Origin of the sequence: Chitinophaga sp. Ak27, assembly GCF_012726295.1 — a bacterium.
In the GTDB taxonomy this organism is placed as follows: domain Bacteria; phylum Bacteroidota; class Bacteroidia; order Chitinophagales; family Chitinophagaceae; genus Chitinophaga.
Genome location: NZ_JABAOB010000001.1, coordinates 1756887 through 1782950, shown reverse-complemented (window position 1 = coordinate 1782950; position 26064 = coordinate 1756887). Strand labels below are relative to the sequence as shown.

General features: G+C 48.2%; 21 protein-coding genes. 7 read left to right on the top strand and 14 right to left on the bottom strand.

Going from position 1 to position 26064, the window contains the following annotated elements; genetic code table 11:
- Window positions 1-96 precede the first annotated feature (96 nt).
- On the top strand, window positions 97-537 hold the full coding sequence (locus HGH90_RS07015) for a DoxX family protein (protein ID WP_168762351.1): 441 nt from the start codon (window positions 97-99) through the stop codon (window positions 535-537).
- Between the two features lie 2 nt (window positions 538-539).
- On the opposite strand, the gene HGH90_RS07010 is transcribed toward HGH90_RS07015, so the two are convergent.
- The 6 genes from HGH90_RS07010 to eat are packed head-to-tail and all read right to left on the bottom strand — an operon-like array spanning window position 540 to window position 7795.
- Window positions 540-1844 carry a hypothetical protein gene (locus HGH90_RS07010; RefSeq protein ID WP_168762352.1) on the bottom strand — a complete coding sequence of 435 codons (1305 nt, stop codon included), beginning with the start codon at window positions 1842-1844 and terminating at the stop codon, window positions 540-542.
- Between the two features lie 49 nt (window positions 1845-1893).
- Complete coding sequence (locus HGH90_RS07005; protein ID WP_168762353.1) at window positions 1894-3261, bottom strand: aldehyde dehydrogenase family protein; 1368 nt, start codon at window positions 3259-3261, stop codon at window positions 1894-1896.
- Entirely contained in the window at window positions 3258-3974 is a 717-nt protein-coding gene (locus HGH90_RS07000; protein ID WP_168762354.1) for a gamma-glutamyl-gamma-aminobutyrate hydrolase family protein, read from the bottom strand. The genes HGH90_RS07005 and HGH90_RS07000 overlap by 4 nt, the downstream gene beginning before the upstream one ends.
- A 2-nt stretch (window positions 3975-3976) precedes the next feature.
- Window positions 3977-5113, bottom strand: a complete 1137-nt coding sequence (locus HGH90_RS06995; RefSeq protein WP_168762355.1) for an iron-containing alcohol dehydrogenase — start codon at window positions 5111-5113, stop codon at window positions 3977-3979.
- 10 nt (window positions 5114-5123) lie between these two features.
- On the bottom strand, window positions 5124-6482 hold the full coding sequence (locus HGH90_RS06990) for a glutamine synthetase family protein (protein WP_169190716.1): 1359 nt from the start codon (window positions 6480-6482) through the stop codon (window positions 5124-5126).
- Complete coding sequence (gene eat, locus HGH90_RS06985) at window positions 6479-7795, bottom strand: ethanolamine permease (protein WP_168762357.1); 1317 nt, start codon at window positions 7793-7795, stop codon at window positions 6479-6481. Before eat ends, HGH90_RS06990 begins: the two co-directional genes overlap by 4 nt.
- A 167-nt stretch (window positions 7796-7962) precedes the next feature.
- Here eat and HGH90_RS06980 point away from each other — a divergent pair, with 167 nt between their 5' ends.
- Complete coding sequence (locus tag HGH90_RS06980) at window positions 7963-8304, top strand: winged helix-turn-helix domain-containing protein (protein ID WP_168762358.1); 342 nt, start codon at window positions 7963-7965, stop codon at window positions 8302-8304.
- Window positions 8305-8306: 2 nt separating this feature from the next.
- On the opposite strand, the gene HGH90_RS06975 is transcribed toward HGH90_RS06980, so the two are convergent.
- From HGH90_RS06975 to HGH90_RS06965, 3 genes are read right to left on the bottom strand one after another with little or no spacing between them, the layout of a single operon-like run.
- Window positions 8307-8795, bottom strand: coding sequence for a molybdopterin-dependent oxidoreductase (locus HGH90_RS06975; protein ID WP_169190715.1), 489 nt, complete (start codon window positions 8793-8795; stop codon window positions 8307-8309).
- A gap of 7 nt (window positions 8796-8802) precedes the next feature.
- A complete protein-coding gene (locus tag HGH90_RS06970; RefSeq protein ID WP_169190714.1) occupies window positions 8803-9876 on the bottom strand; it encodes a cytochrome-c peroxidase in 1074 nt (357 codons plus the stop codon).
- Between the two features lie 4 nt (window positions 9877-9880).
- Window positions 9881-11881: a TonB-dependent receptor plug domain-containing protein gene (locus HGH90_RS06965; protein WP_169190713.1), complete on the bottom strand. Its 2001-nt coding sequence runs from the start codon at window positions 11879-11881 to the stop codon at window positions 9881-9883.
- A gap of 255 nt (window positions 11882-12136) precedes the next feature.
- On the opposite strand from HGH90_RS06965, the gene HGH90_RS06960 reads away from it, so the two are divergent.
- A complete protein-coding gene (locus HGH90_RS06960; protein WP_169190712.1) occupies window positions 12137-13885 on the top strand; it encodes a glycoside hydrolase family 9 protein in 1749 nt (582 codons plus the stop codon).
- 135 nt (window positions 13886-14020) lie between these two features.
- Window positions 14021-15526, top strand: coding sequence for a glucose-6-phosphate dehydrogenase (zwf, locus tag HGH90_RS06955; RefSeq protein ID WP_168762363.1), 1506 nt, complete (start codon window positions 14021-14023; stop codon window positions 15524-15526).
- A 106-nt stretch (window positions 15527-15632) separates the two neighbouring features.
- On the opposite strand, the gene HGH90_RS06950 is transcribed toward zwf, so the two are convergent.
- The 5 genes from HGH90_RS06950 to HGH90_RS06930 all read right to left on the bottom strand — a co-directional run bounded on the left by HGH90_RS06950 (window position 15633) and on the right by HGH90_RS06930 (window position 23817).
- Window positions 15633-16580, bottom strand: coding sequence for an endo-beta-N-acetylglucosaminidase H (locus tag HGH90_RS06950; protein WP_211092860.1), 948 nt, complete (start codon window positions 16578-16580; stop codon window positions 15633-15635).
- 176 nt (window positions 16581-16756) lie between these two features.
- Entirely contained in the window at window positions 16757-18376 is a 1620-nt protein-coding gene (locus tag HGH90_RS06945) for a RagB/SusD family nutrient uptake outer membrane protein (RefSeq protein ID WP_169190711.1), read from the bottom strand.
- A gap of 43 nt (window positions 18377-18419) precedes the next feature.
- Window positions 18420-21731 (bottom strand): SusC/RagA family TonB-linked outer membrane protein, encoded by a 3312-nt coding sequence (locus tag HGH90_RS06940; protein WP_247679791.1) that lies wholly within the window; start codon window positions 21729-21731, stop codon window positions 18420-18422.
- Window positions 21732-21953: 222 nt separating this feature from the next.
- Entirely contained in the window at window positions 21954-23123 is a 1170-nt protein-coding gene (locus HGH90_RS06935) for a FecR family protein (RefSeq protein ID WP_168762364.1), read from the bottom strand.
- 94 nt (window positions 23124-23217) lie between these two features.
- A complete protein-coding gene (locus HGH90_RS06930) occupies window positions 23218-23817 on the bottom strand; it encodes an RNA polymerase sigma factor (protein WP_168762365.1) in 600 nt (199 codons plus the stop codon).
- A 140-nt stretch (window positions 23818-23957) separates the two neighbouring features.
- On the opposite strand from HGH90_RS06930, the gene HGH90_RS06925 reads away from it, so the two are divergent.
- The 3 genes from HGH90_RS06925 to HGH90_RS06915 all read left to right on the top strand — a co-directional run bounded on the left by HGH90_RS06925 (window position 23958) and on the right by HGH90_RS06915 (window position 25866).
- Window positions 23958-24776, top strand: a complete 819-nt coding sequence (locus HGH90_RS06925; protein ID WP_168762366.1) for an ATP-grasp domain-containing protein — start codon at window positions 23958-23960, stop codon at window positions 24774-24776.
- A 68-nt stretch (window positions 24777-24844) separates the two neighbouring features.
- On the top strand, window positions 24845-25333 hold the full coding sequence (locus HGH90_RS06920) for a DUF4240 domain-containing protein (protein ID WP_168762367.1): 489 nt from the start codon (window positions 24845-24847) through the stop codon (window positions 25331-25333).
- A 20-nt stretch (window positions 25334-25353) separates the two neighbouring features.
- The gene (locus HGH90_RS06915; protein ID WP_168762368.1) at window positions 25354-25866 is read left to right on the top strand and encodes a hypothetical protein; all 513 of its coding nucleotides are present in this window, start codon (window positions 25354-25356) and stop codon (window positions 25864-25866) included.
- The last annotated feature ends 198 nt before the right edge of the window (window positions 25867-26064 follow it).

Below are 26064 nucleotides of genomic sequence, written 5' to 3'. Positions count from 1 at the left end.
GTTTTTTTTATTCCGGTTGGACTACCTGTTATCGGCTAACTGGACTACTGCCACCTGGTTTGTGTAACGTACTTTTACCGGGTAAATGAATGATCGATGAAACATCAACAGCCATTGCTGCAATTATATTTAAGATGGGCGCTGGGCGCCAGCTATCTCTGTGCCGGACTGGATCGCCTGGGTGTTTGGGGCCCTCCCGGAGGCGCCCGTGTCAGCTGGGGCGACTGGCAGCATTTCATGACCTATGCCTATCAATTGATGTCCTTCTTGCCATATAAGATGGCCGAGTTTTTTGCTGCGGTAGCTACTGCCGGAGAAATTGGCTTTGGATTGCTATTGGTTATTGGGCTATGGACGCGCCTGGCCGCCCTGGGTAGCGGCATCCTGTTGTTATTATTTGGATTGTCCATGGCCGTAGCTTTTGGTATTCAATCTCCATTGAATTACTCCGTATTTACTGCCAGTGCTGCCAGCTTTTTGTTATCCTCACTCTCCGGGTATAAATGGAGTGTGGATGCGCTCAGGAGCAAGCAGTAAACTCACGGTTGGACGGGAGGATCGTATACGATCTTTACCAGGTTATTGCGTTGGAAATCTGTTTTCAGTTCCAGTGTTTTAGCCTGTGTCCCAAACCGGATGCGGAGTGCCGCCGTATTAGGCGGAATGCTGCCGAGGTTATCGGCCATAAACAGCAGCGCATTTTCGCCGGGTTGCAGCGATATTTTTATTTGCTGTACCGCTTTCTTTACCGGCAGCCCGGTGGCTATCCAGTTATCATTCAGTCGCAAGGAAATGCTGTCTCCATCTTCCTGTTGGGCATCCCATAATTCCAGTATAATATCTGCCTGATGTACAGTAAAACTGGTAAGTGATTCATTTTTCCGGGTTGTTGTTGGTGGGGGAAGCGCTTTGATAGCGCTTATGGGCACGGCGGGCTTTCTATAAAATTGCGCTACCAGGTAGGTGGCATACCAATTGGCACGGTGTGCAAAGTCAAAAACATGTGTTTTTCCTTCGGTGGTGATCCGCATATTGCCGGTATTGGGAGGGAGGCCTCCATAGTTGTCGGCAAAAAAGGTGAGGATGTTCATGCCAGTGTCCAGGTGGATGCGTTGTTCACGGGTTTGATCGTTCATCTCCATACGATGTAGCAATACGCGGCCGTTATGTACGAGGGTAACGGTATCTTTGTCGAGCTGGTCATCGTCTTTGATGGATAATTGAACGACGCTGTCGGAAGTAATCACCTTGTCGTAAATGCCAAAGTAAATGCTGTCTTCTTCGGGATGAATGATCCTGTTGGTATGCGGGCCTGTCCAGGGTTGTGCATTGATCTTTTTCAGCCGTATGCTGTCCTGGTATAGTAAGCCTCTGAGCGTAACCTTGGTACTGGTGTATATTTCATCATCGTCATCCAGTCCTTTCATGAAAAGGCCGAAATCCTTGATCCACATCCGGCTGAGCTGCATATAGGCGGGACCGTTATCAGGCTTACTATAGTTGAAGGTGCCATTCAGATACAGCATCCAGGGGCCGAGGCGGAACGGCGTTTCACTAACAGGATATTTAAACCGGCCAATGCCCAGTTGGGTAGCGCTTTTGGTGGCCAGCAGCAATTCATAAACGCCGTGAAAGGTATTGCCATAATCCAGTTTTAGTAACGCGGGATACAGCGTTTGCTGGCCGGGCAGTCCTACCTGGAGTGCTATCACAAGCGGAGGGCGGCCCGGCCAGGGCTTATATTCCATACGCCAGGTGCCGGTCCATTTATCGGCCTGTGCGTTGGTATGGGCTGCCAGGCCCAGGAATAGCAACAGTACGATGCAAAATATACGGTTCTTCATCAGTTAACTACAATGGACGGCAACATACGTCTTTTTCTTCAACACTACTTTATTCACTTTTCATCTGCCATGATTTTGTTTTGGTAAATGCCCGTAATCCCTGGTGGGAAAGGGTAGCGCCAAAACCGGAATGTTTCCTGCCGGCCCAGGGAAGGCCTGCTGTTACGCGGTCGCAACAGTTCCAGTAGCCGGTACCGCTGTTGACCTGCGACAGGATTTGTGCCGCCCTTTCCTGGCTGGCTGAGTATACCGCAGCGGTAAGGCCATAGTCTGTATCATTCATGAGGTCTACGGCCTCCGCATCGCTATGCACTTTCATGATACCGATAATGGGGCCAAAGCTTTCTTCCTGCATCACTTTCATTTTATTATTTACATCCGACAGGATAGTAGGCTCAAAAAAGTTGCCCTCGTGTTCAATACGTTTTCCGCCCAGCAACAGGGTAGCACCTTTGGCTCTTGCTTCGAGGATTTGGTCTTCCAATACTTTTAGCTGATCGGGGCGGGTGAGGGCGCCGAAGTAAACCCCTTCTTCCGTTGGTAACCCTAACTTCCAGGAGCGGACGGAGGCCACAAATGCGTTTACATATTCGTCGTATATTTTTTCGTGAACGTATATACGTTCTACGGCACAGCAACTCTGTCCATTGTTATAAAACGCACCGTCGGCGGTAGCAGCGGCTACAGCGGCGACGTCCTTAATGTCGTCGGCCACATATAACGGGTCTTTGCCTCCCAATTCCAGTTGGCAGGGCACCATTTTCCCTGCTACTTTTTCGTAGATATATTTCCCGGTTTTGTAAGACCCGGTAAAGAAGTAGCCATCCAATTTCATGCTCAGCAGTGCTTCGCCGGTTTCTTTTCCACCAGTAGCCACGATGAAAAGATTGGGGTCGAGCCCGGCCTGCACCAGCAGGCTTTCTATTTCCATACCGGTGAGGGTGGCATATTCCGACGGCTTATACAATACAGCATTGCCGGCCAGCAAAGCGGGTATAAATACATTCACGCCTACCAGGTAAGGATAGTTCCAGGCAGAGATATTGCAAACGATTCCCAGTGGCTCGTAGGAAATTTTTTCTTTTAATGCATCCGAGTTGGTGACCCATTCATCTGCCAGGAATTTTTCGGCATTGTCCAGCATCCATTGTATGCGGGTGCGGGCGCCATTGATTTCATTCCTGGATTGCTGCAAGGGTTTGCCCGTTTCTGAAGTAAGTATGCCTGCCAGTCTTTCTATATGGGTTTGCAGCAGCTGGCTGAATCGGGCGATGATCTTCATACGTTCTGCGAGGCTGGTACCAGCCCATTTGGGCTGTGTTACCTTCAGGCGCATGTACAGGTCCTGCAAGGTGTCGCGGGTATCATCACGCAATATTCTCAGGGTGGCGCCGGTGGCGGGATTAATGACTTTCATTTTGTATGGTTTCTTACTTCCTGGATAAATTGTGTTTTAATTTTCTGAGAAAGCGGATTTACTTCTTTCTCCGGCATTCTTTCCGGATGCCACTGTACGCAAAGCATGAAGGCTTTGCCTGTTTTATCCTTGAATTCAATGCCTTCAATAATGCCATCGTTGGTGTCGGAAGTAGCACTCACCATGAGGTTATTGCCCAGGTGGGCGGGATGAATACCCTGGTGATGGGCGCTGTTAACCTGCCCGTGGGTAGTGCCGGTAATAGCGTATAAGAGGCTGTCTTTGCGGATATTGACACCATGTATTTTGTCGGCGGTTTCTTTCTTATGAATTTTATTGGCTGGCTCTCCAATGTCTTCATATACCTTTCCTCCCTCCAGTATATTGATATACTGTAATCCCCGGCAAATGCCTAATACTGGGATACGTTCCTGCTGGGCATACTCATAGATCTTTTTTTCAAAAGCATCTCTTTCCGGTAAGAAGTGGTCAGGTTGATGGGGATAGTGTTCGGCGCCGCCATATAACGCTGGTAAAACATCTACGCCCCCGGTTAAAACAAATCCATCGCAGGCATAGATATCGTCCACATTATTGTTGATAAAGGAGAGACTGACCAGCTCTATATCCTCTCCCAGCTCTGCGGGCAGGAACCAATTTTGGTAATTAGCGAAGCTGGCTTCTGTATAACTGATACCAATTTTTTTCTTCATGATTATAAAGCGTTTTGGTACAGCTGTTTGAAGTCGGCCCTGGTGACTGGTTTCGGATTGTTAGGGTGTGCGAAGTCGGCAAAAGCAAGATCGGCGAGTGTATCGATATGACTTTCTTTTACGCCGATGTCGCTGAGATGGTGGGGTATATTCACCATAGTATTAAGGTCGAATAAATACTTCACCACGGCTTCCCCGGTTTCTTCTTTTAGTTCCAGTGTTCTGGCAATGCGGCGGAATTTATCTTCAAACCCGGCGATGTTGAACCGCATACCGTAGGGAATATTCACCGCATTGGCGAGGCCATGGTGGGTATCCAGCAGGGACGACAGCGGGTGTGCCAGTGAGTGTACTACGCCCAGTCCTTTCTGAAAAGCGATGGCGCCCATCATGGAGGCCATCAGCATATTGCTCCTGCTTTCGATATCAGGATTGTTAGTGGCTTTTACCAGGGAGTTTTTGATGAGCCATATTCCTTCCAGGGCAATCCCATCGCAAAGGGGATGTGGATTTTTGGCCAGGAATGCTTCCATGTTATGGGTCAGCGCATCCATACCGGTAGCAGCTGTTACGGAAGGGGGAAGTTCCATCGTAAGCAGTGGATCGGCAAATACGATTTTCGCCATTAGTTTGGGAGAGAACAGTATTTTTTTCTGGTGCGTTTCATCATCTGCAATGATGGCGCTTCTGCCTACTTCGCTGCCGGTGCCGGCGGTGGTAGGAACGGTAACAAAATGAGGTACATCATTGGTGACATAAATATCGCCGCCAATAAGATCATCGTATTTAAACAGGTCCTCCCGGTGATGCACGCGCAGTACGATGGCGCGGGCTACATCCAGTGCGGCGCCTCCGCCGATACCGATGATGCTGTCGCGCTGTGTATGATCAAATACCTCTGTGCCTTTATACACATCACTTTTTACCGGGTTTTTATGGATATCGCTGAATACTTCTACAGAAAGATGATGTGCCTGCAGATCGTTGACAATCGCTTTGAAAAATGATAGTCCTGCCACGGTAGGATCTGTTACAATCAAGGGCTTCGATAATCCGTTTTTCTGAAGATAGGCGGGAAGTTCACTGATAACGCCTGCTCCGAAGCGGATGGTAGTTGGAAAATTAAACTGAGCTGCCATATACCTGCTATTAAATGATTTCAAAATATCTTTTCAGTTCCCAGTCGGTCACTGCTTTTGCATACTGTCTCCATTCCCATTCCCTGGTAAGGGTAAAATGTTCAACAAATGAGGCTCCAAACAGTTCTTTTGCGATGTCGGAATGTTTCATTTGCTGGGTGGCGGCATGGAGATTTTGTGGTAATACACCATTGGACGTGTCTTTGTACCCGTTGCCAATGGTAGCTTCTTTGTGGAGTGGAAGATTATTTTTTACGCCATACAATCCTGCGGCGAGGCATGCCGCCAGCGCCAGGTAGGGGTTGGTATCTGATCCCACTACCCTGGTTTCCAGCCGCGTGGCTTTTTCGCCGCAGGGCAATGCCCGGAGCGCTACTGTCCGGTTATCTATTCCCCAGGTGAGCGTGGTAGGCGCCCAGGCGCCTTCTACCAGCCGTTTGTAGCTGTTGACGGTAGGTGCAATCATAGGCAGGATATGCGGTAGACAATGCAGTTGACCGGCGATATAACTTTTCATTACCGCGCTCATTTTGTGCGGATCTTTATCGTTATAAAACAGGTTTTGTTTGCTGTCGCTGTCCCAGAGACTTTGGTGTACGTGCCCGCTGCAGCCAGGGAGATTTTCATTTATTTTGGCCATGAAAGTAGCCATGATGCCGTGTTTGTAAGCAATTTCCTTTACGGCTGTTTTAAATAACAGGGCCCTGTCTGCCGCTGTTAATATTTCCCCGTATTTGATAGCGGCTTCATATACGCCTGGGCCGGTTTCTGTATGCAATCCTTCAACCGGTATATCAAATTTCACCAGCCATTCAAACAGGTTACTCATGTATTCATTTTTCAATGCACTACGCAGGATGGAGTAACCAAACATGCCGGGAGTAAGGGGAGTAAGATCGTGGAAATGTTTTTGGTGGGCAGTATCCGGCGTCTCAGAAAAATTAAACCACTCAAACTCCTGTGAAAAATAAGGCTTACATCCCAGTTGCGCCGCATCTGCCATCACTTTACGCAGCAGTTGCCTCGGGCAGGTATATACCGGCGAATGATCTTCCAGCACAAATTCTCCCAGGAAAAAAGGAATATCATTTTCCCAGGGAATGCGGCGAAAGGTGCTGAGGTCCAGGCGTACCAATGCATCGGGGTAGCCGGTATGCCAGCCGGTGAATTTCACATTATCATATACCACATCGCTCATATCCCAACCGAAGGTGACGTCACAGAAACCTAGCCTGCTGTCGATGACAGCGGCAAACTTGTCGGCCGCAATGTATTTGCCTCTCAATACACCATCAATATCAGCAACAGCTATTTTTACCTTACCGGATGGATGTTGCTTTACATACGCTAATATTTCGGAAGTTGTCATGTATTGGCGGGTTTAAAGATTTTGTATAGCAAAAAGGTGATGGCTATTACGGAGAAGTAGATGAGCCCTAATATACCATTGAAGATAAACATGGCAATAATAGAAACCGTGGCAATGACCAGGGCGATGATAGGAAACGCTGGGTACCAGGCCACTTTAAAGGGGCGGGGTAAATCCGGTTCGCGTTTTCTCAACACGATAATCGACACCATGGAAATGATATATAAGGTCAGCGCGCCGAAAACAGATACTACGATGATTTCGGCTGTTTTGCCCGACAACAGGGCCAGGATACCGATCACCATGTTACCGGTCAGGGCGTTGGCGGGCGTTTGAAAGCGGGGAGATATTTTGCCGAGGAAAGCGGGCAGGTTATGCACCCTTCCCATTTCATAGGTAGAGCGGCCGGCGGCGAGGATCAAGCCATGAAACGAGGCTACCAGGCCAAATAATCCCACGGTGATGAGCAGGTGATACATCAGGTGATTATCGCCCGTAATTTTTGCCATGGCGAGGGGCAAGGGAGAATCGGAAGTATCACCACTGACCCCGTTTTTATATACAATAGCTTCCCAGCCTGCAATGCCGGTAGCAGCTATAAATACCAGGATACATAAGATGGCGAGCGTAAGGATAGCCCAGCCAAATCCTTTGCTGATATCGCGTTGCGGATTTTTAGTTTCTTCGGCTACGTTGGCGATGCCTTCGATGCCCAGGAAAAACCAGATAGCAAAGGGAATGGCGGCAAAGGCGCCTCCCCAGCCATTGGGCAGGGCGTTGTGGGTGAGATGTACCGTTTGAAATTTGGGCAGGGTAAGCCCGGAAAATAGCAATAATTCTCCCACTGCGAGTACGGTAACAATCATTTCAAAAGAAGCAGCAGCTTGTACGCCATACACATTTAATGCAGTAAAAACGAAATAGATGGCAATGGCACTGGTGAGAATGGGCACCTGGGGAAAGAATGCGTTGAAATAGGCGCCGATAGCAAATGCGATGGCCGGGGGAGCCAGGATGAATTCAATGACCTGGGCGATACCTGCAATGAAGCCCATATCTTTTCCCATGGCCCTGTTCGCGTAGTCGAATACCCCGCCCGCTTTTGGGATAGCGCAGGCCAGTTCTGCATAACTAAATGTAAAGGTTATATACATCAACATGATCACCACCGTGGCGATAGCCATTCCCCCGGCACCGCCTTTTTCAAGGCCCAGATTCCAGCCAAAGTACATTCCTGAAATTACGTATCCTACTCCCAGTCCCCACAACATAAAGGGAGTAAGTGTTTTCTTTAAGCCCTCGTTTTGTGTCATTAGAAAGATCTCGATTGTGTGTGTCTCTAAATATAACGTAAAATAAAATATTATTATACTCCCTCTTTTGTGAGAAAATTTTAAGCACTGTTGCCCCTGGCATATTTGTAAGTGGTAACACCAGCCAATTTTACTGTTATCTTTAGGGCACACCGATACTGTATAACATGAAACTGATAGCCAACGGGCGCATCTGGATAGAAACTACCGAAGGGCCTTTCCTGGGATATGGAAGAATTGAGCTACTGGAGAAGATCGGCGAGTTAGGGTCTTTAAAAAAGGCAGCTACCGCCATGAAGCTATCTTACCGGCAGGCCTGGGATTTTGTAGACCAGATGAATAAGCGGACGGGCCATCCACTGGTCATCATGGAAAGGGGAGGGAAGAATGGCGGCGGCGCCTCGCTGACGCCGAAAGGCGAAGCCGCCATCCGGCTGTTTCACGAGCTGAATGCTTCCTTTCAGCAATTCCTGGTAACCGCAAAGGCCCGTATGGAAGAATGGCCCTGATATTATTCCTTCGCAAAACGTATCGTCATGGCCGTAACCTCCCAGATCCAGCGGGCGGGCTTTTTCTCACCAGGCACTACGATCCGGAACGGTCCTTTTCCTTCAGGCAACGGCTGCCCGTCTACCTGGCTGGCCAGTATCACCACACGATCCGTAAAAGCCGCATCGAGTTCGGGCAAAGAAAACAATACCTCATATCCATCACCTGATTTTATCAGCAAGTATTTCGACATGTTTTCTCCGCGGAGCTGTGCTCCCATGGTAACCCCTGCCCGTTGCAGGATATCAGCTACCGGTACGCCTGTGTAGCTATGTGCTTTCCCATCACGATCGGTGGCCTGTACGGTTACTTTTTTCATCGCAGCAATATCGGCGGCGCTGAGTTGCAGCGGATGGGCTACTTCTCCCGTTACGCTGATAGTGGCCGATTGTGCCGATATGCTGCTATGCAATAAAATAGTGGCCCAAAAAAGAAGCAAAGTATATTTCATGGATGCATCAATTAAAAGGATTGGAGAATTGTGGATTATTGATAAACGTTGAATCGGTGAGCAGTTGCAAAAAGGCGATAATATCTTTTTGTTCGCTGCGGCTAAGTTTAAGCGAGGTGCCGTTCATGTCGTTGGATGTATTGCGTAATACGGGACTTAAGGATGGGCTCTGGATGATATGCTCGCTGTAATGATCCAGCACTTCCTCCAGGGTGCTAAAGCGTCCATCGTGCATATACGGCGCCGTTAACGCGATGTTGCGGAGCGTTGGAATGCGGAACCGGCCCCTGTCGGCCGCAAGGCCCGTGAGCTTTTCCCTGCCAGGGTCCAGGGGCAGGCTATCCAGGCCATTGTTATGAAACAATTCCATGTACAATTTTGGACTACCATGACAATGGGCGCAGTTAGCGCCGCGTATCTTTTTTCCCGGATCTGGTGCAGTCATAAACAGCTGCATGCCTCTTTCCCCAGCCGGAGGGAGCTGGTACTGGCCGGCGAGATAGCGGTCGTATGGCGCGTTGGCAGAAATTAAAGTTCTTTCAAATTGTGCCAGGGCGTGTACGATCTGGTCGCCGGTGATGTTGCTGTTGCCAAAGGCAGCGTTGAAAAGAGCCGTATAGCGTTGACTGCGGCGTAGTTTTGATGCACTGATATCAAGCGGCTGCCCCATTTCATGCAATGCGGTAAGCGGCGTAAGGGCTTGCTGTTCCAGGCTTTCAACCCTGCCATCCCAAAAGAAATGGCGTACCCATAACAGGTTGGCCAGCGACATGCTATTGCGTTCTGTGGGGATGCTATCTATGCCGGTGCTGAATTTTTTTCCGTCGGTAAAAGCGCGCTGCTGCTGGTGACAGCTGCCACAGGATATTTTGTTGTTGGCAGAAAGCAGCGGTTCATAAAACAACATTCTTCCCAGGAGGACACCTTCTTTGGTCAACGGGTTATCTGCGGGGATATTTAACCGGTTGCCGAAGTTGGCGGGGTATACCGGCACATAGGGTTCGGGCATTGGCAGCCACCGGCTGCCCGTAAACAACAGGGCGGCCATACCAAACCATAGCAGGAGCCAGCGTTTATTCATCTCTCTAAAAATAAGTATAATTGAAAAGTACCCTGGCAAAATAATTCCTGCCCTGCTCAGGGTATCCTTCGGTGAGCATATAATTTTTATCAAAAATGTTATTCACGCCTCCTTGCAGCTTCAGCGAGTTGGTGAGCTTCACCATGGCGCTGGCATGCAGGAGAAAGAACGACGGCGCTTGGACGCCATAGCTGGTGCTATAGCGGTCGGCGTTGTATTCACCGTTCAACAGGATGCTGAAGCGGGAAATATGGTATTGCAGCCAGCCGATGGCTTTATGTTCCGGTACATCAGTAAAGCGGATGTTGGGGTTATCGAGATTTTTACGTTTGATGAACGTATAATTTAACCCGCTGGCAAAGGCAGTGCAAATATGCCAGGTGGCTGCTATTTCTGCGCCGTAATACGCTGCCCGTCCTTTGTTCTGGGCTTGCGACAGCCATTGGCGTTTGGTGGTGTCATACACGACATTATTCACATTTTGAATCACATCCTGTATGTGACTGTAGAAGATACTAGCGTCGAGGTTCACCTTCCTGATTCGTGTGTCGGTGTATTGCAGCGCAAAGTTCAGCGTATTTTCAGCCTGTAGGTCCGGGTTTGGGATGGCCGTACCCAGCCTGTAGGAATAACGGTCTTTGATGGTGGCAAATCGCGTCATACGGTCTGCTGAAAGCCGGAAGTCGCGGCCGGCTACAGGTGTATATACCAGCTTAGCCTGGGCGTTTATAGCGTGGCTGTTGTTACCCGGAAAATCGGTGATGGTTTTGGTTTGACTGTTATAGTTCTGTGCATCCAGACTTTGGCGATAATTAAACGCAGCGCCTCCATGTAAAGTCCAGTGCGTATTAAAGGTATGCTGTTCGGTGATGCCGGCGGATAAAGTATTATCGGATACTTTTCTTTCCGGTTCGCCTTCATTGTGTTCGCGGTGCACATCCTGTTTGAAATGAACGGCCCCTTTCAATTGGTTTTCGGCAGATAGCGTATAGCCGTATTCGATATTGCCACCCAGCGTATAGTCGTTATAGTAACTGGTGAAGGCATAGGGCTTTTTCTGTGTGGTATATGTGGCGTCATCGAAACTTTTCAGTACGTTGATAAACCGGTCGTAATACAGGCGCGTTTTTAGGTGGCTGTGGTCGTTCAGCGTACTATTCGACAAGAAATACACACTTTCTTTGTTCCATTTGGGCCATTGCCAGTAGCGGGGACTTTTATACTGTGAATTGAGTGTATCCGTGCCCGTATACACGGGCGTGCCTTTGGAGCCTTCCTGATGGGAATACCCGATAGCCAGTTCATTGCGGCTGTTGGGAGTAAATCCTAATTTGAAACCAGAGCGCCAGTCGTTGTTATAGGAGTTGTCTCTCCGGCCGCCATCTTCTGTTTTAGTGGATTGAAAATCTTTAGACAGATTGTAATAATCGCGTTGGTACCGGGAAATGTCGCCTTGCAGATAAAACTTGTTCAGCCGGCTGCCTATGTTCAGCGCTTCTTCGTGGCCCCCGGTAAGCCATCCGGCGGAGGCGTTTACCTCCAGTGTATGTATAGGTTTGGCCGAGATGAGGTTAATAACGCCGCCCATGGTGTTAGGGCCGTATAATACAGAGGCGCCGCCTTTTTCCACTACTATCTTCGACAGGTTGAAAGTCGTAAACCTGGCCAGGTCTACATACCCATCGTAGGGTACATATATGGGTATCCCGTCTATAAATACCGGCGTTTGCCGCAGGTCGAACCCACGTACATAAATCATAGATTCATTACGGGGGCCTACATTGGATTGACTGATGCCGGGCAGCAAGTTGAGTGCGGTGGCCACGTTCAGGCGATGAAAGGATTGTACCTGGCCAGGTGAAATGGTGCTAACGGAGTCGGTGTGCCGGCCGTAGGATACTACTTCTCCAAGAGTAAATACGCGGCTGCTGTCTTGTTTTACCTGGGCTGCTGCGGGAACGATCAACCCCATGGCCAGGGCAATGCTGAGTAACGCTTTGTGCATATACGTTTATTTTCGTTATTCATTTTTATGAATAACGGTTAAAAAATGCTTACCAGGCTGCACTGACAATGACACAATAACCGGGATGGAAAGCTGGGAAAAAGCTGAAGTGTTAGGGTGTATGGTTGAATCCGGATACAATGATAGGGGGAAATTGTTAAAAAGTCAATCGATTACCGGATTATAAATTTTTTAAATAAACCTGGAGGTAAAGTTAAAACGAGTATCTTAACAACCATTTTAAAGAGATATTCCATGTTAGGTAACAAGTCCGTTTTTGCAGGCCTCCCATTGCTATTGGGTGGCTGTTTGCATGCACAGCAACCCGATTTTTCCATTACACTGAACCAGGCGGGTTTTTATCCCCATGCGCCGAAAATAGCTGTGGTAACGCGACCCGTGAAGGGCGACAGCTTTTATATTACCCTTCCTCATTCGCAGCAAGTTGTTTTCCGCGGCCGGTTAGGCGCGGCCACCCGCTCTGCGCATTCATCCACTACTACCCGCATCGCCGATTTTTCGGCGTTTACCACACCGGGTAATTTTGTGGTAGTGGTGCCTGGTGCAGGACCGTCGCCGGTTTTTCCTGTCAATGCCAACGTGTATCATCCTGTAGCCGTGGCAGCGCTCAAAGGATATTATTACCAGCGTTCCAATATGCCGCTGGAAGCCCGCTTCGCGGGTCAGTGGCATCGGCCGGCCGGGCATCCGGATACGGCGGTGCTGGTGCATCCCGGGGCGGCTAGTGCTAACCGGCCTGCGGGTACGGTGATTGGCACGCCCGGCGGCTGGTATGATGCCGGAGATTATAACAAATACATCGTTAATTCCGGTATTACCATGGGTACGTTGCTCTCTGCCTATGAAGATTTTCCTGATTATTTCAAACAGTTAAACACGAACATTCCTGAGAGCAGCGATGCCATACCGGATATTTTAAACGAAGCAGTATACAACCTGCAATGGATGCTTACCATGCAGGACCCGGCTGATGGCGGGGTGTATAATAAATGTACCAACGCTGCTTTTGACGGGATGGTGATGCCGGGAGTAACCAAAGCACCGCGGTATGTAGTGCAGAAAGGCACCGCTGCCACGCTGGACTTTGCCGCCGTTACTGCCCAGGCAGCCCGCATATTGCAACCTTTCAATCCCGCATTGGCTACCCAATGCAAGGAGGCGGCCGGAAAAGCCTGGCAATGGGCACTACAGCATCCGGCGATGCGTTACGATCAGGACAGTCTCAATAAAGTGTACCAGCCTGCAATTACCACCGGAGGATATGGCGACCGGTCCTTTGCCGATGAATGGCTGTGGGCAGCATCGGAGCTATATATCACCACCCGTGATCCGCAGTTTTTCAGTGTGGTAGAAAAACATTTAGGCGACCGGGTTAGTTTGCCCGCCTGGGCAGATGTGGGTATGCTGGGGTACTATTCACTGCTGCGGGCGAAAGACCTGCCCGGCAGTACCGCCACGGTAATACAACAAATGAAGGAACGGGTACTGGCATTGGCCAACGAATACTTGATGGCGGCGAATACGAGCGCTTTCCACACAGTGATGGGACAATCGCCCCGGGATTTTACATGGGGTAGTAGTTCCGTGGCAGCCAACCAGGGGATTGTGCTGTTGAATGCGTATAGGCTTACCCGTGACCAGCGATATGCATATGCTGCGTTGGGTAACCTGGATTATTTGCTGGGCCGGAATGCCACCACCTATTGCTTTGTAACAGGTATCGGCAGCAAATCGCCCCTGCATCCGCATCATCGCCTTTCTATTGCCGACGGCATCACGCCGCCGGTACCAGGCTTGTTGGTGGGAGGGCCTAACCCGGGACGGCAGGATAAGAGCAGCTATGAGTTTACTGAACCGGAAACGGCTTATACCGATAAAGCCGACGCCTACGCCAGCAATGAAATTGCCATCAACTGGAATGCGCCACTGGTATATCTTGTAAGCGGCATCGATGCACTGAAACAAGCATTAGGTTACCAGTAAACATATCATGGTTTGGATACAGGTAATTTATTGTTCATGTATTGTTGGGGAAATGATAACAGGGAATAGCAAAATTGTATTAGCATTTTCCGGGAATTGATGCTTAAATTACATGGCATATAAACCGATGCTTCGATGAAACCTGGAAAAATAATCCCCGCCGCCATTACCATCTTTGGCGCTAAAGGAGATCTGACAAAAAGAAAACTGATTCCGGCACTTTACAACCTGTACACCGACAAACATCTTCCACCTGTATTCACCATCTATTGCGTGGATTTCCTGGAAGAAGAGGAGGCAGCCTTTAAACAGGATCTGCTGGCTGGTGTAAATGAGTTTAGCCGGAACGGAAAGGCCAATGACGAAGAATGGAATGAGTTCGCCAAGAATATTGTGTACCTGCAGGGCGATTTCGTGAAGGCAGAAACGTACACCGGTTTGAAAGACAGGCTGGACGCGTTTGAAAAGAAGCAGAAACAGAACGCTACCCGCATTTTTTACTTTGCAGTAGCACCCCGCTTCATTGAAATTATCGCCGAAGCATTGTCTAAACACAATGTTTGTAACCGCGATGAGCTGGATCGCATTGTAGTGGAAAAGCCTTTTGGTACCGACCTGGATACCGCTAAAAAACTGAACCGCTTTTTAGGAAAACGTTTTTCTGAAAAACAGATCTATCGTATAGATCACTACCTGGGAAAAGAAGCGGTGCAGAACATTATGGCTTTCCGTTTTGCCAACTATGTATTTGAGCCATTGTGGAACAGGCAATACATCGATCATATACAAATCAGCGTAGCAGAAGAAGTAGGCGTAGGGAAACGCGGCGGCTATTACGATGGCAGCGGCGCGCTGCGCGACATGATACAAAATCACCTGTTGCAGTTGTTGTGTATCATCGCTATGGAGCCTCCTAAATTTTATAAGTCAGAGCTGATCCGCGATGCCAAGGTAAAAGTGCTGAAATCCATCCGGCCGCTTACGCCCGCACAGGTGCTGAAAAGCGTGATCCGTGGCCAATACACCGCCGGCAACGTACATGGTACGCCGAGGGTGCCTTACCGCAAAGAAGAGCATGTACTGTCGTCCTCCAATACAGAAACCTTTGTAGCCGCTAAATTGTTTATCGATAATGAGCGCTGGAAAGGCGTACCATTCTTCCTGCGCACAGGAAAGTCAATGCCGGTACAATCTTCCGTGATAGTGGTACAGTTTAAAGACTCTCCGCATAAAATTTTCAAAGACGACCTTACGCCCAACCGCCTAATCATCAGCATACAGCCGGAGCTGGAAATAAGTTTATTGTTTGAAAGTAAAGTACCGGGGCTGAAGATGAAACTGAAACCGGTAGAAATGGATTTCACCTACCAGGAGTCGTACACAGAAACTATTCCCGAGGCATATGAAGCTTTGTTGCTGGACGTGCTGGATGGTAATACCACCCTGTTTATGAGGGCCGACCAGGTAGAAGCTGCCTGGAAAGTAGTGATGCCGATACTGGATACGTGGAAGAAATACCCTGCAAAAGAATTACATCTCTATAAAGCCGGTACCTGGGGCCCCACAGCGGCTACCGTCTTACTGAAGCCTTATGCCAAGGACTGGTTCCGGTTGTCGGCCAGGGAAGAAAGCATCAAGTAGAGCAGAAAGCTTAAAGCTATCGTAGCAAATAACCAACGCGATTTTTTATTCGCATTAATCATTTGCTACGATAGCTTTTAGCTTTTAGCTTTTAGCTTTCCGCTTATCAGGGGGTATACTTTACCGTGCTTCCATAAAGGATATTAGATACCCCTGAAAAGTAGGTATGCTTATCTGTGCTGGTAAGATTGTACCAGAGGTACACCCCATAACCATTATTTTTCGTTTGTGTCGCCAGCGAATTGGCAGTGCTTTGAGAAGTAGCCTGTATATCTACTGCGGCGGGTCCCAGGTTGCTCTTCGGTAACCCCGCTACATTAGGAACGGAGTAGCTACCATAAATAGCGTTCCAGCTATAATTAGCCATATCACCTACCCGCTTACCGCCCCATGACAAGCGGGAGGCCGCAGGGCCATAGTAATAGAAAGAAATGATCTTGGAAGGCATCAGCTGATGCAATTCATCTACCAGCATTACAAACGAGCTATCGTTGGGCTGGGTCGTGTTATTGTTACCATATTCGGCATACTCGTCATCGAAGTCGATGCCGTCCAGGCCATAGTAGGCTACGGTATCGCTGAGTTGTTTGGCAAAAGCATGTGCGGCGGATCTGCTGGTAAAGTTGCAGATGCCGGCGCCCTGGTGATTTCCCAGTATAGACAGCAATACTTTCATGCCTTTGTTTTGCAGGGGCACTATCTGTGTGGCTTTGTTGGTTAACACAGCAGATACGTTGGGGTTGTTGTACAAGACCGCCTGCTGGGTGGTGGTGTTGTAGTTGATATTGGCGGCAAAGATGATGGCAATGTCAAACAGTTGCTGACCACCGGTAGTAAGGGTGTATTTGCCGGTGTTGAGTAAACTGTTACTGTTTACTTCCACGTAGCAGACGGAGATGCCTCCTGCTTTGGTAACGGTTTCCGTTTTTGCCCCGGTATTTTTAACAGACGATGGGGCGTTATTTTCTTTTGTACAGGCAGCTGCGAGGAATAGGGCCATAGCAGCAGTGATGGCTACGGCAGTACGCCGCAGTGGGTGGAATTGTTGTTTCATACCAACTTGCTTGTTTAAATGAATGAAAAAATGTGGGTTCGGGTTTTCGTACTGGGTCTCCTTGCTAATGATACAAACGATGGGTGCTTTTGTGATAGTGCTCAGGCTAACGTTGAATTTTTTATAAACCCGGTGGCTGGTACTGTGTCAGCCACCGGGGTGGGTATTATCAGGCTTTATTTACGGGTATCCCACCAGAGCGGCGTACCACCGTTGTCGGCACCATTCAGCAGCTTTACTGCGTCGGCTACTGTTTGTGGGTTCGTATTATATTCATTTTGCGGGAAGGGCAGCCTTCTGATCTGCAGACTGGATGAAATGGCCGGTAGACCTTTATTGACTACTACTTCGAAGAGTTTAGGATAGCCGGTCCGACGGAATTCTGTCCAGGCTTCCTGTCCTTCGGGAAACATCGCAATCCATTTCTGGGTGCTGATACGTTCCTGCTTTACTGCTGGTGAGGCGGCGTCATCCCATTTGATGGTAATGGTAGACGGCCTAAGTGCATCATTGGCGGAGTTTTTTGGATCCGTGTAGGCATCCGGGGTGCTGGTACCATCGTTGATGTATCCTGGCGCGGCTACGTTCCATTGTTGCATAGAGGTAGCGATACCCTGCTCATATAACTGCTGTGCAGTACCGCCTGCATTAGACCAGCCTTGTAACGCTGCTTCTGCGCGCAGGAAATATACTTCTGCCGCATTCATCAGCACAGGAGCTGTTTTCAGGCTAAATGCCGGTGTACCATCGTTGAGGTTAAGGTTAGAGTATGTTTTGTATTTGTCTTTATCTACTACGCTACCTATGCGGATGCCTTTGTATTTGCCGGCCAGCGCGGGATCAGCGTCGGTGCTTTTATCCATGTAGCGGGCAATGCGCGGATCTTTATAACCGGTGAGATAACATTGAATAGAGGCGCCGATGCGGATATCTGCCCAGTTCTGCGCGATGAATACCAGCGGATTGGTAAAGTTACCGGTTACTTTCACAGCCATATTGCCGCTGTTGTCGGTGATCAGGCCGCCGTTAGCAGGGTCCAGTGCTTTTTCTGCCTGTATTTTTGCGGTGGCCTGGTCTACATTCCGGATGTGCATGGCTAAGCGTAAACGCAGGGAATTGGCAAAGCGCAACCACTTTGTAAAATCACCATCGTATATTAGGTCAAAGGTGGAAAAGTTGAATGGCAACTTGGTTCCGCTGTTGATTTGGGTACGCAGTGCCTGTGTGGCTGCATCCAGTTGTTGAAAGAATTGATTATATACGTCCTGCTGGCTGTCGTAAGGAACGGTAGATAAACCTTCTCCTACATGTTTGTAAGGAATAGGGCCGTATACATCTGTCACCCGCGCCATAGCAGTTACCTGTACAATTTGCGCTACAGCCCATACTGCCGGCGTTTTTTGTTCGATACCGGTAGCTTTCAGGTTTAGTATAGGAGACATTACACTCAGGTATCCTACTTTGTAGGTTTCGCCATTCCAGCCGCTTACCAGTGAGTAGTTGGTATTATTGGCATTACCGAATGCATTGGGCGTCATGAAATACCCGGAGTAACAGTCCGCATTCAGGTTTTGTTGTAACTGGTAGGAGTTGGGATCGCCACCCCCGGAAAAGTTATAGATGGCCATCTGGGCAGATTTCAGGTAGAGCCCGAGCGCATTGTAATCAGGGCCAAACTGGCCGTTGGAAACACCGGTATTATCTGTATTGTAACTTTCAAAATTCTTGGTACAAGCACTCAATCCGGTCACGAGTGCAGCTACTGCGATGAGCAGGCCTGATCTGTGACTTTTCATTTTATTATAAAGTTTCATCTTTTTCAGTTTTTCGGTGATTGATTTAGAAAGCGGCATTTAATGTAAGACCATAGCTGCGGGTAGCAGGTAACATAAATACATCTACGCCTCCCAACCCATTAGCAGTAGACATGGTTTGTTCAGGATCAAACGGTGCTTTCTTTGAAATGTAAAACAGGTTACGGCCGGTGAGCGACAGCTTCAGTGATTTTACCACAGAGCGGCTAACAGGGAAGGTATAGCCCAAGGCAGCTTCTCTCAATCTCACGGTAGTGGCGCTGTACATATATTCGCCAGAGACGCCGTCTTTACCCCCTACGATTGAATACCAGGATTTGGCATCAACAGAGGATACGGCATTGCCATTTTCATCTACGCCATTGATCTTCACTCCGCCGGCATCACGGGCATCGCCACTGGCTTTGGAAACGCCGTAGCTATCCATGATAGCCTGGGTAACCGACATTACTTTTCCGCCGAATTTACCGTCGATCAGGAAAGAGAACGTAAAGTTGTTGAACACGAAATTGTTATTCCAACCCAGTTGCCATTTGGTATTAGCATTGCCCAGGTATTGCATGTCGCCGCCTTTTTTGCTGGGAGAGCCTTTGGTAATTTTCACGCGGCCCTGATCGTCGCGATCCAGCACTGTACCATAAATGTCTCCAAAAGAGCCACCTACTTTAAACAGGGATGCATAGTTGGCGCCGGAAGCACCGCTCAGCGTAAAGCGATCTACCTGCGGAGAAAGGGCGATGATTTTATTGTCGTTGGTAGCGAAGTTGATACCGGTATTCCATTTCAGCTTGGTATCTTTCAATACATCATATCGGATCATCGCTTCTACGCCCTGGTTCTGGATATTACCAGCGTTGATGAAATAGGTATTGTAGAGTGTGGCGTTAGGTGCGGCAATTTCCAGGGTCTGGTTGGTAGTATTCGTTTTGTAGTAAGTAACGTCTACTCCAAGGCGATCGCCAAAGAAACGCCATTCGGTACCCAACTCGAATGATTTGGTTTTTTCTGGTTTAAGCGTATTAAAAGGCCCTGCTGTTCTTACAATCGGGTTGCCATCGGTACCCAACAGGTTTTCAGGCGCATTACTCTGATAAGCCAGCGGAGAGTTGCCTACGATGGCATAGGAGCCGCGTACTTTGGCAAATGAAATAGCCCTCGGCAATTGCAATAACTGGCTTAACATCACATTCAAACCTGCGGAAGGATAGAAATAAGACAGCTGGTTAGTAAATGCCAGATTGGAAGCCCAGTCGTTACGGGCGGTGAGATCCAGGAATAACCATTCTTTATAAGAAATGTTGACGCTCGCAAATACGGATTGCCATTGGCTGTGTTTCTGCTGTAAGGTACCGGAGTTGCGGGCATTGAGCGCCGACATATTCTGAATAGTGAAGATGTTCGGTAAATGCAGGCTATCTTGTCCGGATACGAGATAATCGCCAGTGGTTTTTACATCACGAATACTACCTCCTACTAGACCTGTAAAGTGGAAGTCTTTCGCTGGGATGTTGAAGTTGGCAATCAGGTCGCCATACTGTTGTGTGGTCGTATTGTTGTTGTAGTTATAACCGCCGTTCCTCGTAGCCAGTGCCTTCTGTGAGCTGGCGTATATTTTCTGTTCGTAGAGATCGTTGATGCGGTCTATACTTCCTCTTGCCTGCACATTCAACCAGGAATTCACATCATATTTCAGGCTGGCATTAGCCAGTATCCTGTTACGTTTGAGTGAATTGGGATTGCGGTTGATGATCCACCATGGATTCTGTTGCAGGTCTTCATCGAAAGGCCAGTTTTGTACCGGCAGAAAGTTCCTGGAAGGATCGGGAATTTCGAATTGGTTTTTATAAGGCCGGATATCTTTACCACGTGGGAAAAGATACAGGCCGGTCAGCGGGTTGAAATAATAACCAGTCAGCGGTGTATTGTCAATTTCCTGGGTCATGTAGTTTACATCAGCAGACGCAGTGAGCTTATCGTTCAGGAATTTGCCTGTTTCTTTAAAGTCGAGGTTATGACGGCCCAGTTTATTGCCAGGCTCAATGCCCCTCGCAGAAGTGTTGGCATAAGAAAAATAAGTCTGCATCTTATCAGAGCCGCTGGACATACTGATGGCGTTGGTAAAGTTCTGACCATTCTGGAAGAAAGGAGAGAGGTTATCGCCTGCCGGACTGCTCAGTTTATCGCCCCAGCTTTGGCTGGCTACATCTTTCGACTGGCCATAGTTGTTCTGGAATTTGGGCTGGTAAGCTGCCTGGGTGATGTTAAAGCCGGAAGAGATATTAATGGATGCGTGACCAGCTTTACCGCTTTTAGTGGTCACAATAATCACCCCGTTGGCTCCCTGGCTGCCATACAGTGCAGCTGCTGACGCGCCTTTTAATACTGAAATGCTCTCGATGTCTTCCGGGTTCAGATTGGAGATAGGATCGCCTCCATCGTAGGAGGTGCTACCACCGTAGATGCTGGAAGGCTGATTGGTTACGGCATTGTTCATGGGCACCCCGTCGATCACGTATAACGCCTGGTTGCTTCCCAATCCTGATTTGCTACCCCGGAGAATTACTTTCGCAGAGCCGCCTACGCCGGAAGCGCTGGAAGAGATGGTTAAACCGGCCACTTTACCGTTCAGGGTATTTACCAGGTTGGCATCTTTTGCTTTGGTAAGTTCTAACCCGTTGAGCTGCTGAGTGGAATAGGTAATAGATTTCTCAGACCTTTTAATACCGAGGGCGGTTACTACCACGGCTCCCAGCTGAGAATCCTGGCTGGTGAGGGTGATTGGCAGGTTGGTATCTGTACCTACCGTAATGGTTTTGGTTTCGTAGCCAATGAAGCTTACGATCAGGATATCGCCGGTATTGGCGGTCAGGGTAAAGCCTCCGTTTACGTTGGTAATGGTGCCTTTACTGGTGCCTTTTATTTGTATGGATACCCCCACCAATGGCTGTCCTTTGCTATCCGTTACTTTTCCTTCCAGGGTAATGGGTGGTACTGCTACGGTAGCGAGATTGGTGGTTGGGGGCTTTGGACTGATCACGATTGTTTTGTCAACAATGCTGTAGTTAAACAGTTTGCTGTTCAGGCAGGCGTTCAGTACTTCGGTGAGAGGGGCCTGGGTCATGTTCAGGTTTACCGGGGCTGCCTTCCGGAGTAAATTTTCATCATAGATAAATTCATAACCTGTTTGCCGGCTAATACTATTGAATACATCATAGAGGGGGAGATGTTTCCCTTTGATGGTAACAGACTGAGAGAATGATTTGGCGCTCAGATTAAGGGTGAATACCAGTGTCAGTATTGCAGTTAATCGCATAATCAGGAGTAATTTTCTTTGCATACGGCCTCCTTTACAGGGGACTTTGCAGGTACCAGGTAGTTCCATACTTTTGTGTTGTTGGCTTAATAATTCAATTTTCTTTGATTCAGGGAGTTGGGTTGCCAGCTATAGCCGGGAGCATTGCAGTGCTTCCGGTTTTTTTTACAACCGATGGTGGAATTATTCACGTCTTCATAACTCAAATAATTTTAAAAGTTCAATTCATAAGTGGACAAATAGTTGTTATTGTGGATCGTACGGACTTACCACGACCCGGTTGTCATTGATGTCAAAGTGAACGCGTTTTGTTGTGGATAAAATTTTTAATAAGGATGCTGCATTCTCTCTACGGGAAATGATCCCGGTTAAGCGTATATCAGACAAATCGCCTTCGTAGGCTACTTCTATATTATACCATCGGGCTATCTGGCGCATAATGGTTTGTACGCTGGTATTGCGGAAGCGGAACTTGCCTTCTTTCCAGGCGAGCGCCTGTTCCATGTCTGCTTTTTCTACCAGGAAGTTGTGCTCACCGGCAGCGAGACTACCGCCAAATCCTGGTTTTAGCAAGGTTTTGGTGTCGTGATGCACCAGTTGTACAGCGCCATCTTCCAGTGTAGTGGTAATGGTTTGTTCATCAGCATAGGCCATGATATTGAAGCTGGTGCCCAGTACATTCACTTCCATATCGGTGTTACCTTTTACTTTTACCCGGAAAGGTTGCTGTGCATTGCTGGCTACCTGGAAATAGCCTTCCCCGGAGATTTCGACCACTCTTTCGCTGCCGGTAAAGGAGGTAGGAAAGCGTATGCTGCTGGCGGCATTTAGCCAAACCTTGCTGCCGTCGGCCAGGGTGAGCTGGTATTGTCCGCCGCGGGGTGTTACTACGGTGTTGTATACAGGGGCAGCAGGGCTGCCATCTGTTTTGTAGGAGAGGCCCTGGTGAGTATTTACAATACTGGTATTGCCTTGCTTGGCCAGTGAGCCGATATTGGCGCTATCCAACGGAATGGTTTTGCCATCTGCCAGTACCAGCATGGCTTTATTGGTGCCCGGATCCAGTGGTGATAGGTTGCTGGCAGCCAATGGCGCCGGGTGCCGCAGTTGCCGGGTGATATATAAACTGCCCGCCAGCAGGGTCGCGCCCAGCAGGCAGGCAGCAGCGGCATACCATAGTTTCCGTGTAATGCTGCGGGGTTTGGTTTGCAGGATGGACTGCAATATTTTTTCGCTGTCGGCTGCCGGCCAGCCGCTATCCGGTACGTTACCGTGCAGGGCCGACAGGATGTCTGCTTTTATCTCTGGTGCATAATCGTCGGTTGCTACCATCGCTTTCAGGCGCAATAGTTCTTCCTCACTGATCTGGCCATTTTTATATTTTTCAAGTAATAACTGTACTTCTGTCATGGACATATACAAGATTTTGGAAGGGTGATGTGGGTAAAGACGCGCGACAAATAGAAAAGGAGTATCCGTGGTGGAAATTTTTTTTGGGCGAAGAAAAAAATTATTTCCGGAGGGTGAGCAGTAACAGGAGGAAAGGGATAACATCGTTATGGAGACGGGCCTTTACAAAGGCGCGTACGGCGTTCATAGCCAGGCTCATTTGTTTTTTTACCGTATGCACGGAAATATTGAGTTGCAGCGAGATTTCTTCATTGCTCCAGCCTTCTTTCCGGGCCAGGTATACTTTTTTTCGCTCAGGGGGAAGCCTGGCTACCGCCTTGTTTAGCATGGCGTCATATTCCCGTTGTAATAAAAGATGGTCGGTATCATTCCGGGTAACTGGCTGGTGTTGCAGGTGAATATCATAGGCTTTCAGCCGTACCAGCTGCTTTTTGAAGCTGTCGTAAATATGATTGCGGGTGAGGATAAAGAGATAATCTTTGAAGCTTTTCACCTGGTCCATCTCCGTTCTTTTCAACCAGACTTTCAGGAATACTTCCTGTACTATTTCACCGGCCATGCCTGTATCCTTCAGGTACACCATAGCCACGTCAAATACCTGCCGGCTGTAGTGTCGGAACACAAGGGTGTAGGCATCCCCGTTGCCTTCGGCAACCAGTTGCAGCAGTTCACGTTCATCTGGTAAGGAGTTGTTTGACAAATTTGGTGGTTTTGGTGCCCTTACAAATCAATACACAAAGTAAATTTAGGGGACACCGATTTAATAATAAAATAATTTATGTAGATAGGATCAGCGCAAGTGTGTATAATTAGGATAGAATTATTACGTAATTTCACTATATGCCGCAACGTTATACTGATATCCAATGGGTGGTTCAGCGGAACCTTACTCATGCGAAAGATCTTGAAAACCTGGAGTTAGCCTGTAAACAAAAGGGCATCCCGTTTTTAATGATCGATATCATTCCTTTTGCCGGAGAACTGCCGTATTTTGATACCAGTCGCCGCAGCATTTTTTACGGGTCAACGACCTTTTGTGCATTAGTGGATGCACGGCCGGAATTGAAGAGTGGATTGTTTTTTGACAATACCCGGTTTTCTATAGCGAATTATATTGGGCAGTGGGGAAAGCATATGCTGAATGCAGATGCGCAGATTACCAGTTTCCGGGAATTGATGTCGAGGAATGAGGCAGTGGATAAGTTGTTTTTTATTCGTCCGGATGATGATAATAAAGCATTTGCAGGGGAAACAAAGTCATTTGGCGAACTGAGAAAATGGTATGATCAGTTGTCCATGTGGGATAACACCAGTTTGTCGCCTGAAAGCCGTATTGTAGTGTCTGCACCCTATGATATCCGCTATGAGTGGCGGTTGTGGATTGTAGCAGGAAAGGTGGTGGCAGCCTCAAAATACAGAACTTATTTTAAGCTGACAAAAGAAGCGGGTTGTCCGCCGGAAGTAATCGCTTATGCGGAAAACCGTTGCCGGGAGTACATGCCGCATGATGTGTTTGTAATGGATATCTGTTTGTGTGGAGAAGAATTTTATATTGTGGAGTGTGGCTGTATGAATGCGGCCGGTTTTTATCACGCGGCAATTGCCGATATTGTGGAAGCGGTATCGGGGTATTTTATAGGTAGAAATGACCAGACGTAATGTGGCTACGCAATTCCAATGCGTTTGCAAAGTCTATATTGCGTTCATCATACTTAATTGTTACGCTTATGAATGAAAGCAGATTCTGGGAGATTATAGAACAGGCATGGCAAGCTTCTCCGGCATTGCTGGAAATGCGTAGTACTGCATTGGAAACCAATGATGCAGTGGTGATAGAAGATCTTACCAGCGAGGTATATGGCGCTATTACGAACAATATCAGGGATATTTTATTAGGGCTTGATAAAGAGGCACTGACCGGGTTTAACCATCTTATGGAAGAAAAACTATACCATATCGACAGAAAGGATATTCACGCATATACGGACGGCTCAGATGATGGATTCCTGTATTGCCGTTGTTTTATTGTAGGCATGGGAAAAAACTATTATGATAAGATTGATCGGGATCCGGCCATGGCAACCAGTGATGCGGAGGCGGAAATCGTAGGTTTTATCGGCTACATGGTTTACCAGGAATTATTTGGCGAAGAATTTGAACGTAATACTATTCATTGTATTGAAACCTGTTCCAACTCCCGGGGATGGGAAGCATAATTAACCGTAAATACATTCCTATGAGTGAAGAAATTTTTGGTATTGCTAAAGTGCATGCGCATCCACGAGCCGTTGCACTGATGCAGGACGAGTTTTTCTGGGATTGCTCAGATGAACTGGCCCCTTTCGGCTCCGATGAAGGGGAAAACGCCCTGACTGAATTCCTCGAATGGCGGAAGACCCATCCGCATACCCCTACTATGGAGTGCCTGAAATGGGCCATTGAATCCATTGGGGATATGCCCTTTGAAGACTACAATGAAACCTTGCTGGACCGTGACTATATCGCGCAGCAAATGGAAGACCCGGCATTTGACGCTCACCAGTGTATATTCATCCTGGATACGGCCATCATTGCCACCGGTTTCGGGCAACTGGTGCTCGAAGGCATTATTGATGAAGAAAATAAACCAGTGATTACCATTGCACTGGAACGCCAGGTTTGTTGGGCCCTGCTGTCAGAAAGCTGGTCTTATGCTGAACAGCGCATTGGCTACCTCAATATCCTGAAGCGCGCGCTGGAAGAAGCGTAGTCATCGGACCAGTACAGTATATCCACAGCGATACGGTGTTTGTAAATCCCCCTGTTAACCTTTTGTCGCCGCTATTGATTTGCTGTAACCTGGTAATGTTCCATTGCTGTGATAGGGTTGTAAAAGCCTTTCACCAGCCGAAAGAAAGGAGAAAGACTGCCCTTTTGCGAATGCCGTCCGGGTGCGTTTCTATGGAAG

Bases quoted from the DNA above. Each gene is read 5' to 3' on its own strand.
- HGH90_RS06925 (WP_168762366.1), top strand. From the start codon at position 23,958: ATGCCGCAACGTTATACTGATATCCAATGGGTGGTTCAGCGGAACCTT.
- HGH90_RS07010 (WP_168762352.1), bottom strand. From the start codon at position 1,844: ATGAAGAACCGTATATTTTGCATCGTACTGTTGCTATTCCTGGGCCTG.
- HGH90_RS06920 (WP_168762367.1), top strand. From the start codon at position 24,845: ATGAATGAAAGCAGATTCTGGGAGATTATAGAACAGGCATGGCAAGCT.
- HGH90_RS06975 (WP_169190715.1), bottom strand. From the start codon at position 8,795: ATGAAATATACTTTGCTTCTTTTTTGGGCCACTATTTTATTGCATAGC.
- eat (WP_168762357.1), bottom strand. From the start codon at position 7,795: ATGACACAAAACGAGGGCTTAAAGAAAACACTTACTCCCTTTATGTTG.
- HGH90_RS06995 (WP_168762355.1), bottom strand. From the start codon at position 5,113: ATGGCAGCTCAGTTTAATTTTCCAACTACCATCCGCTTCGGAGCAGGC.
- HGH90_RS06940 (WP_247679791.1), bottom strand. From the start codon at position 21,731: ATGCAAAGAAAATTACTCCTGATTATGCGATTAACTGCAATACTGACA.
- HGH90_RS06935 (WP_168762364.1), bottom strand. From the start codon at position 23,123: ATGTCCATGACAGAAGTACAGTTATTACTTGAAAAATATAAAAATGGC.
- HGH90_RS07000 (WP_168762354.1), bottom strand. From the start codon at position 3,974: ATGAAGAAAAAAATTGGTATCAGTTATACAGAAGCCAGCTTCGCTAAT.
- HGH90_RS06965 (WP_169190713.1), bottom strand. From the start codon at position 11,881: ATGCACAAAGCGTTACTCAGCATTGCCCTGGCCATGGGGTTGATCGTT.
- HGH90_RS06960 (WP_169190712.1), top strand. From the start codon at position 12,137: ATGTTAGGTAACAAGTCCGTTTTTGCAGGCCTCCCATTGCTATTGGGT.
- HGH90_RS06945 (WP_169190711.1), bottom strand. From the start codon at position 18,376: ATGAAAAGTCACAGATCAGGCCTGCTCATCGCAGTAGCTGCACTCGTG.
- HGH90_RS06950 (WP_211092860.1), bottom strand. From the start codon at position 16,580: ATGAAACAACAATTCCACCCACTGCGGCGTACTGCCGTAGCCATCACT.
- HGH90_RS07015 (WP_168762351.1), top strand. From the start codon at position 97: ATGAAACATCAACAGCCATTGCTGCAATTATATTTAAGATGGGCGCTG.
- HGH90_RS06915 (WP_168762368.1), top strand. From the start codon at position 25,354: ATGAGTGAAGAAATTTTTGGTATTGCTAAAGTGCATGCGCATCCACGA.
- HGH90_RS06970 (WP_169190714.1), bottom strand. From the start codon at position 9,876: ATGAATAAACGCTGGCTCCTGCTATGGTTTGGTATGGCCGCCCTGTTG.
- HGH90_RS06990 (WP_169190716.1), bottom strand. From the start codon at position 6,482: ATGACAACTTCCGAAATATTAGCGTATGTAAAGCAACATCCATCCGGT.
- HGH90_RS07005 (WP_168762353.1), bottom strand. From the start codon at position 3,261: ATGAAAGTCATTAATCCCGCCACCGGCGCCACCCTGAGAATATTGCGT.
- HGH90_RS06980 (WP_168762358.1), top strand. From the start codon at position 7,963: ATGAAACTGATAGCCAACGGGCGCATCTGGATAGAAACTACCGAAGGG.
- zwf (WP_168762363.1), top strand. From the start codon at position 14,021: ATGAAACCTGGAAAAATAATCCCCGCCGCCATTACCATCTTTGGCGCT.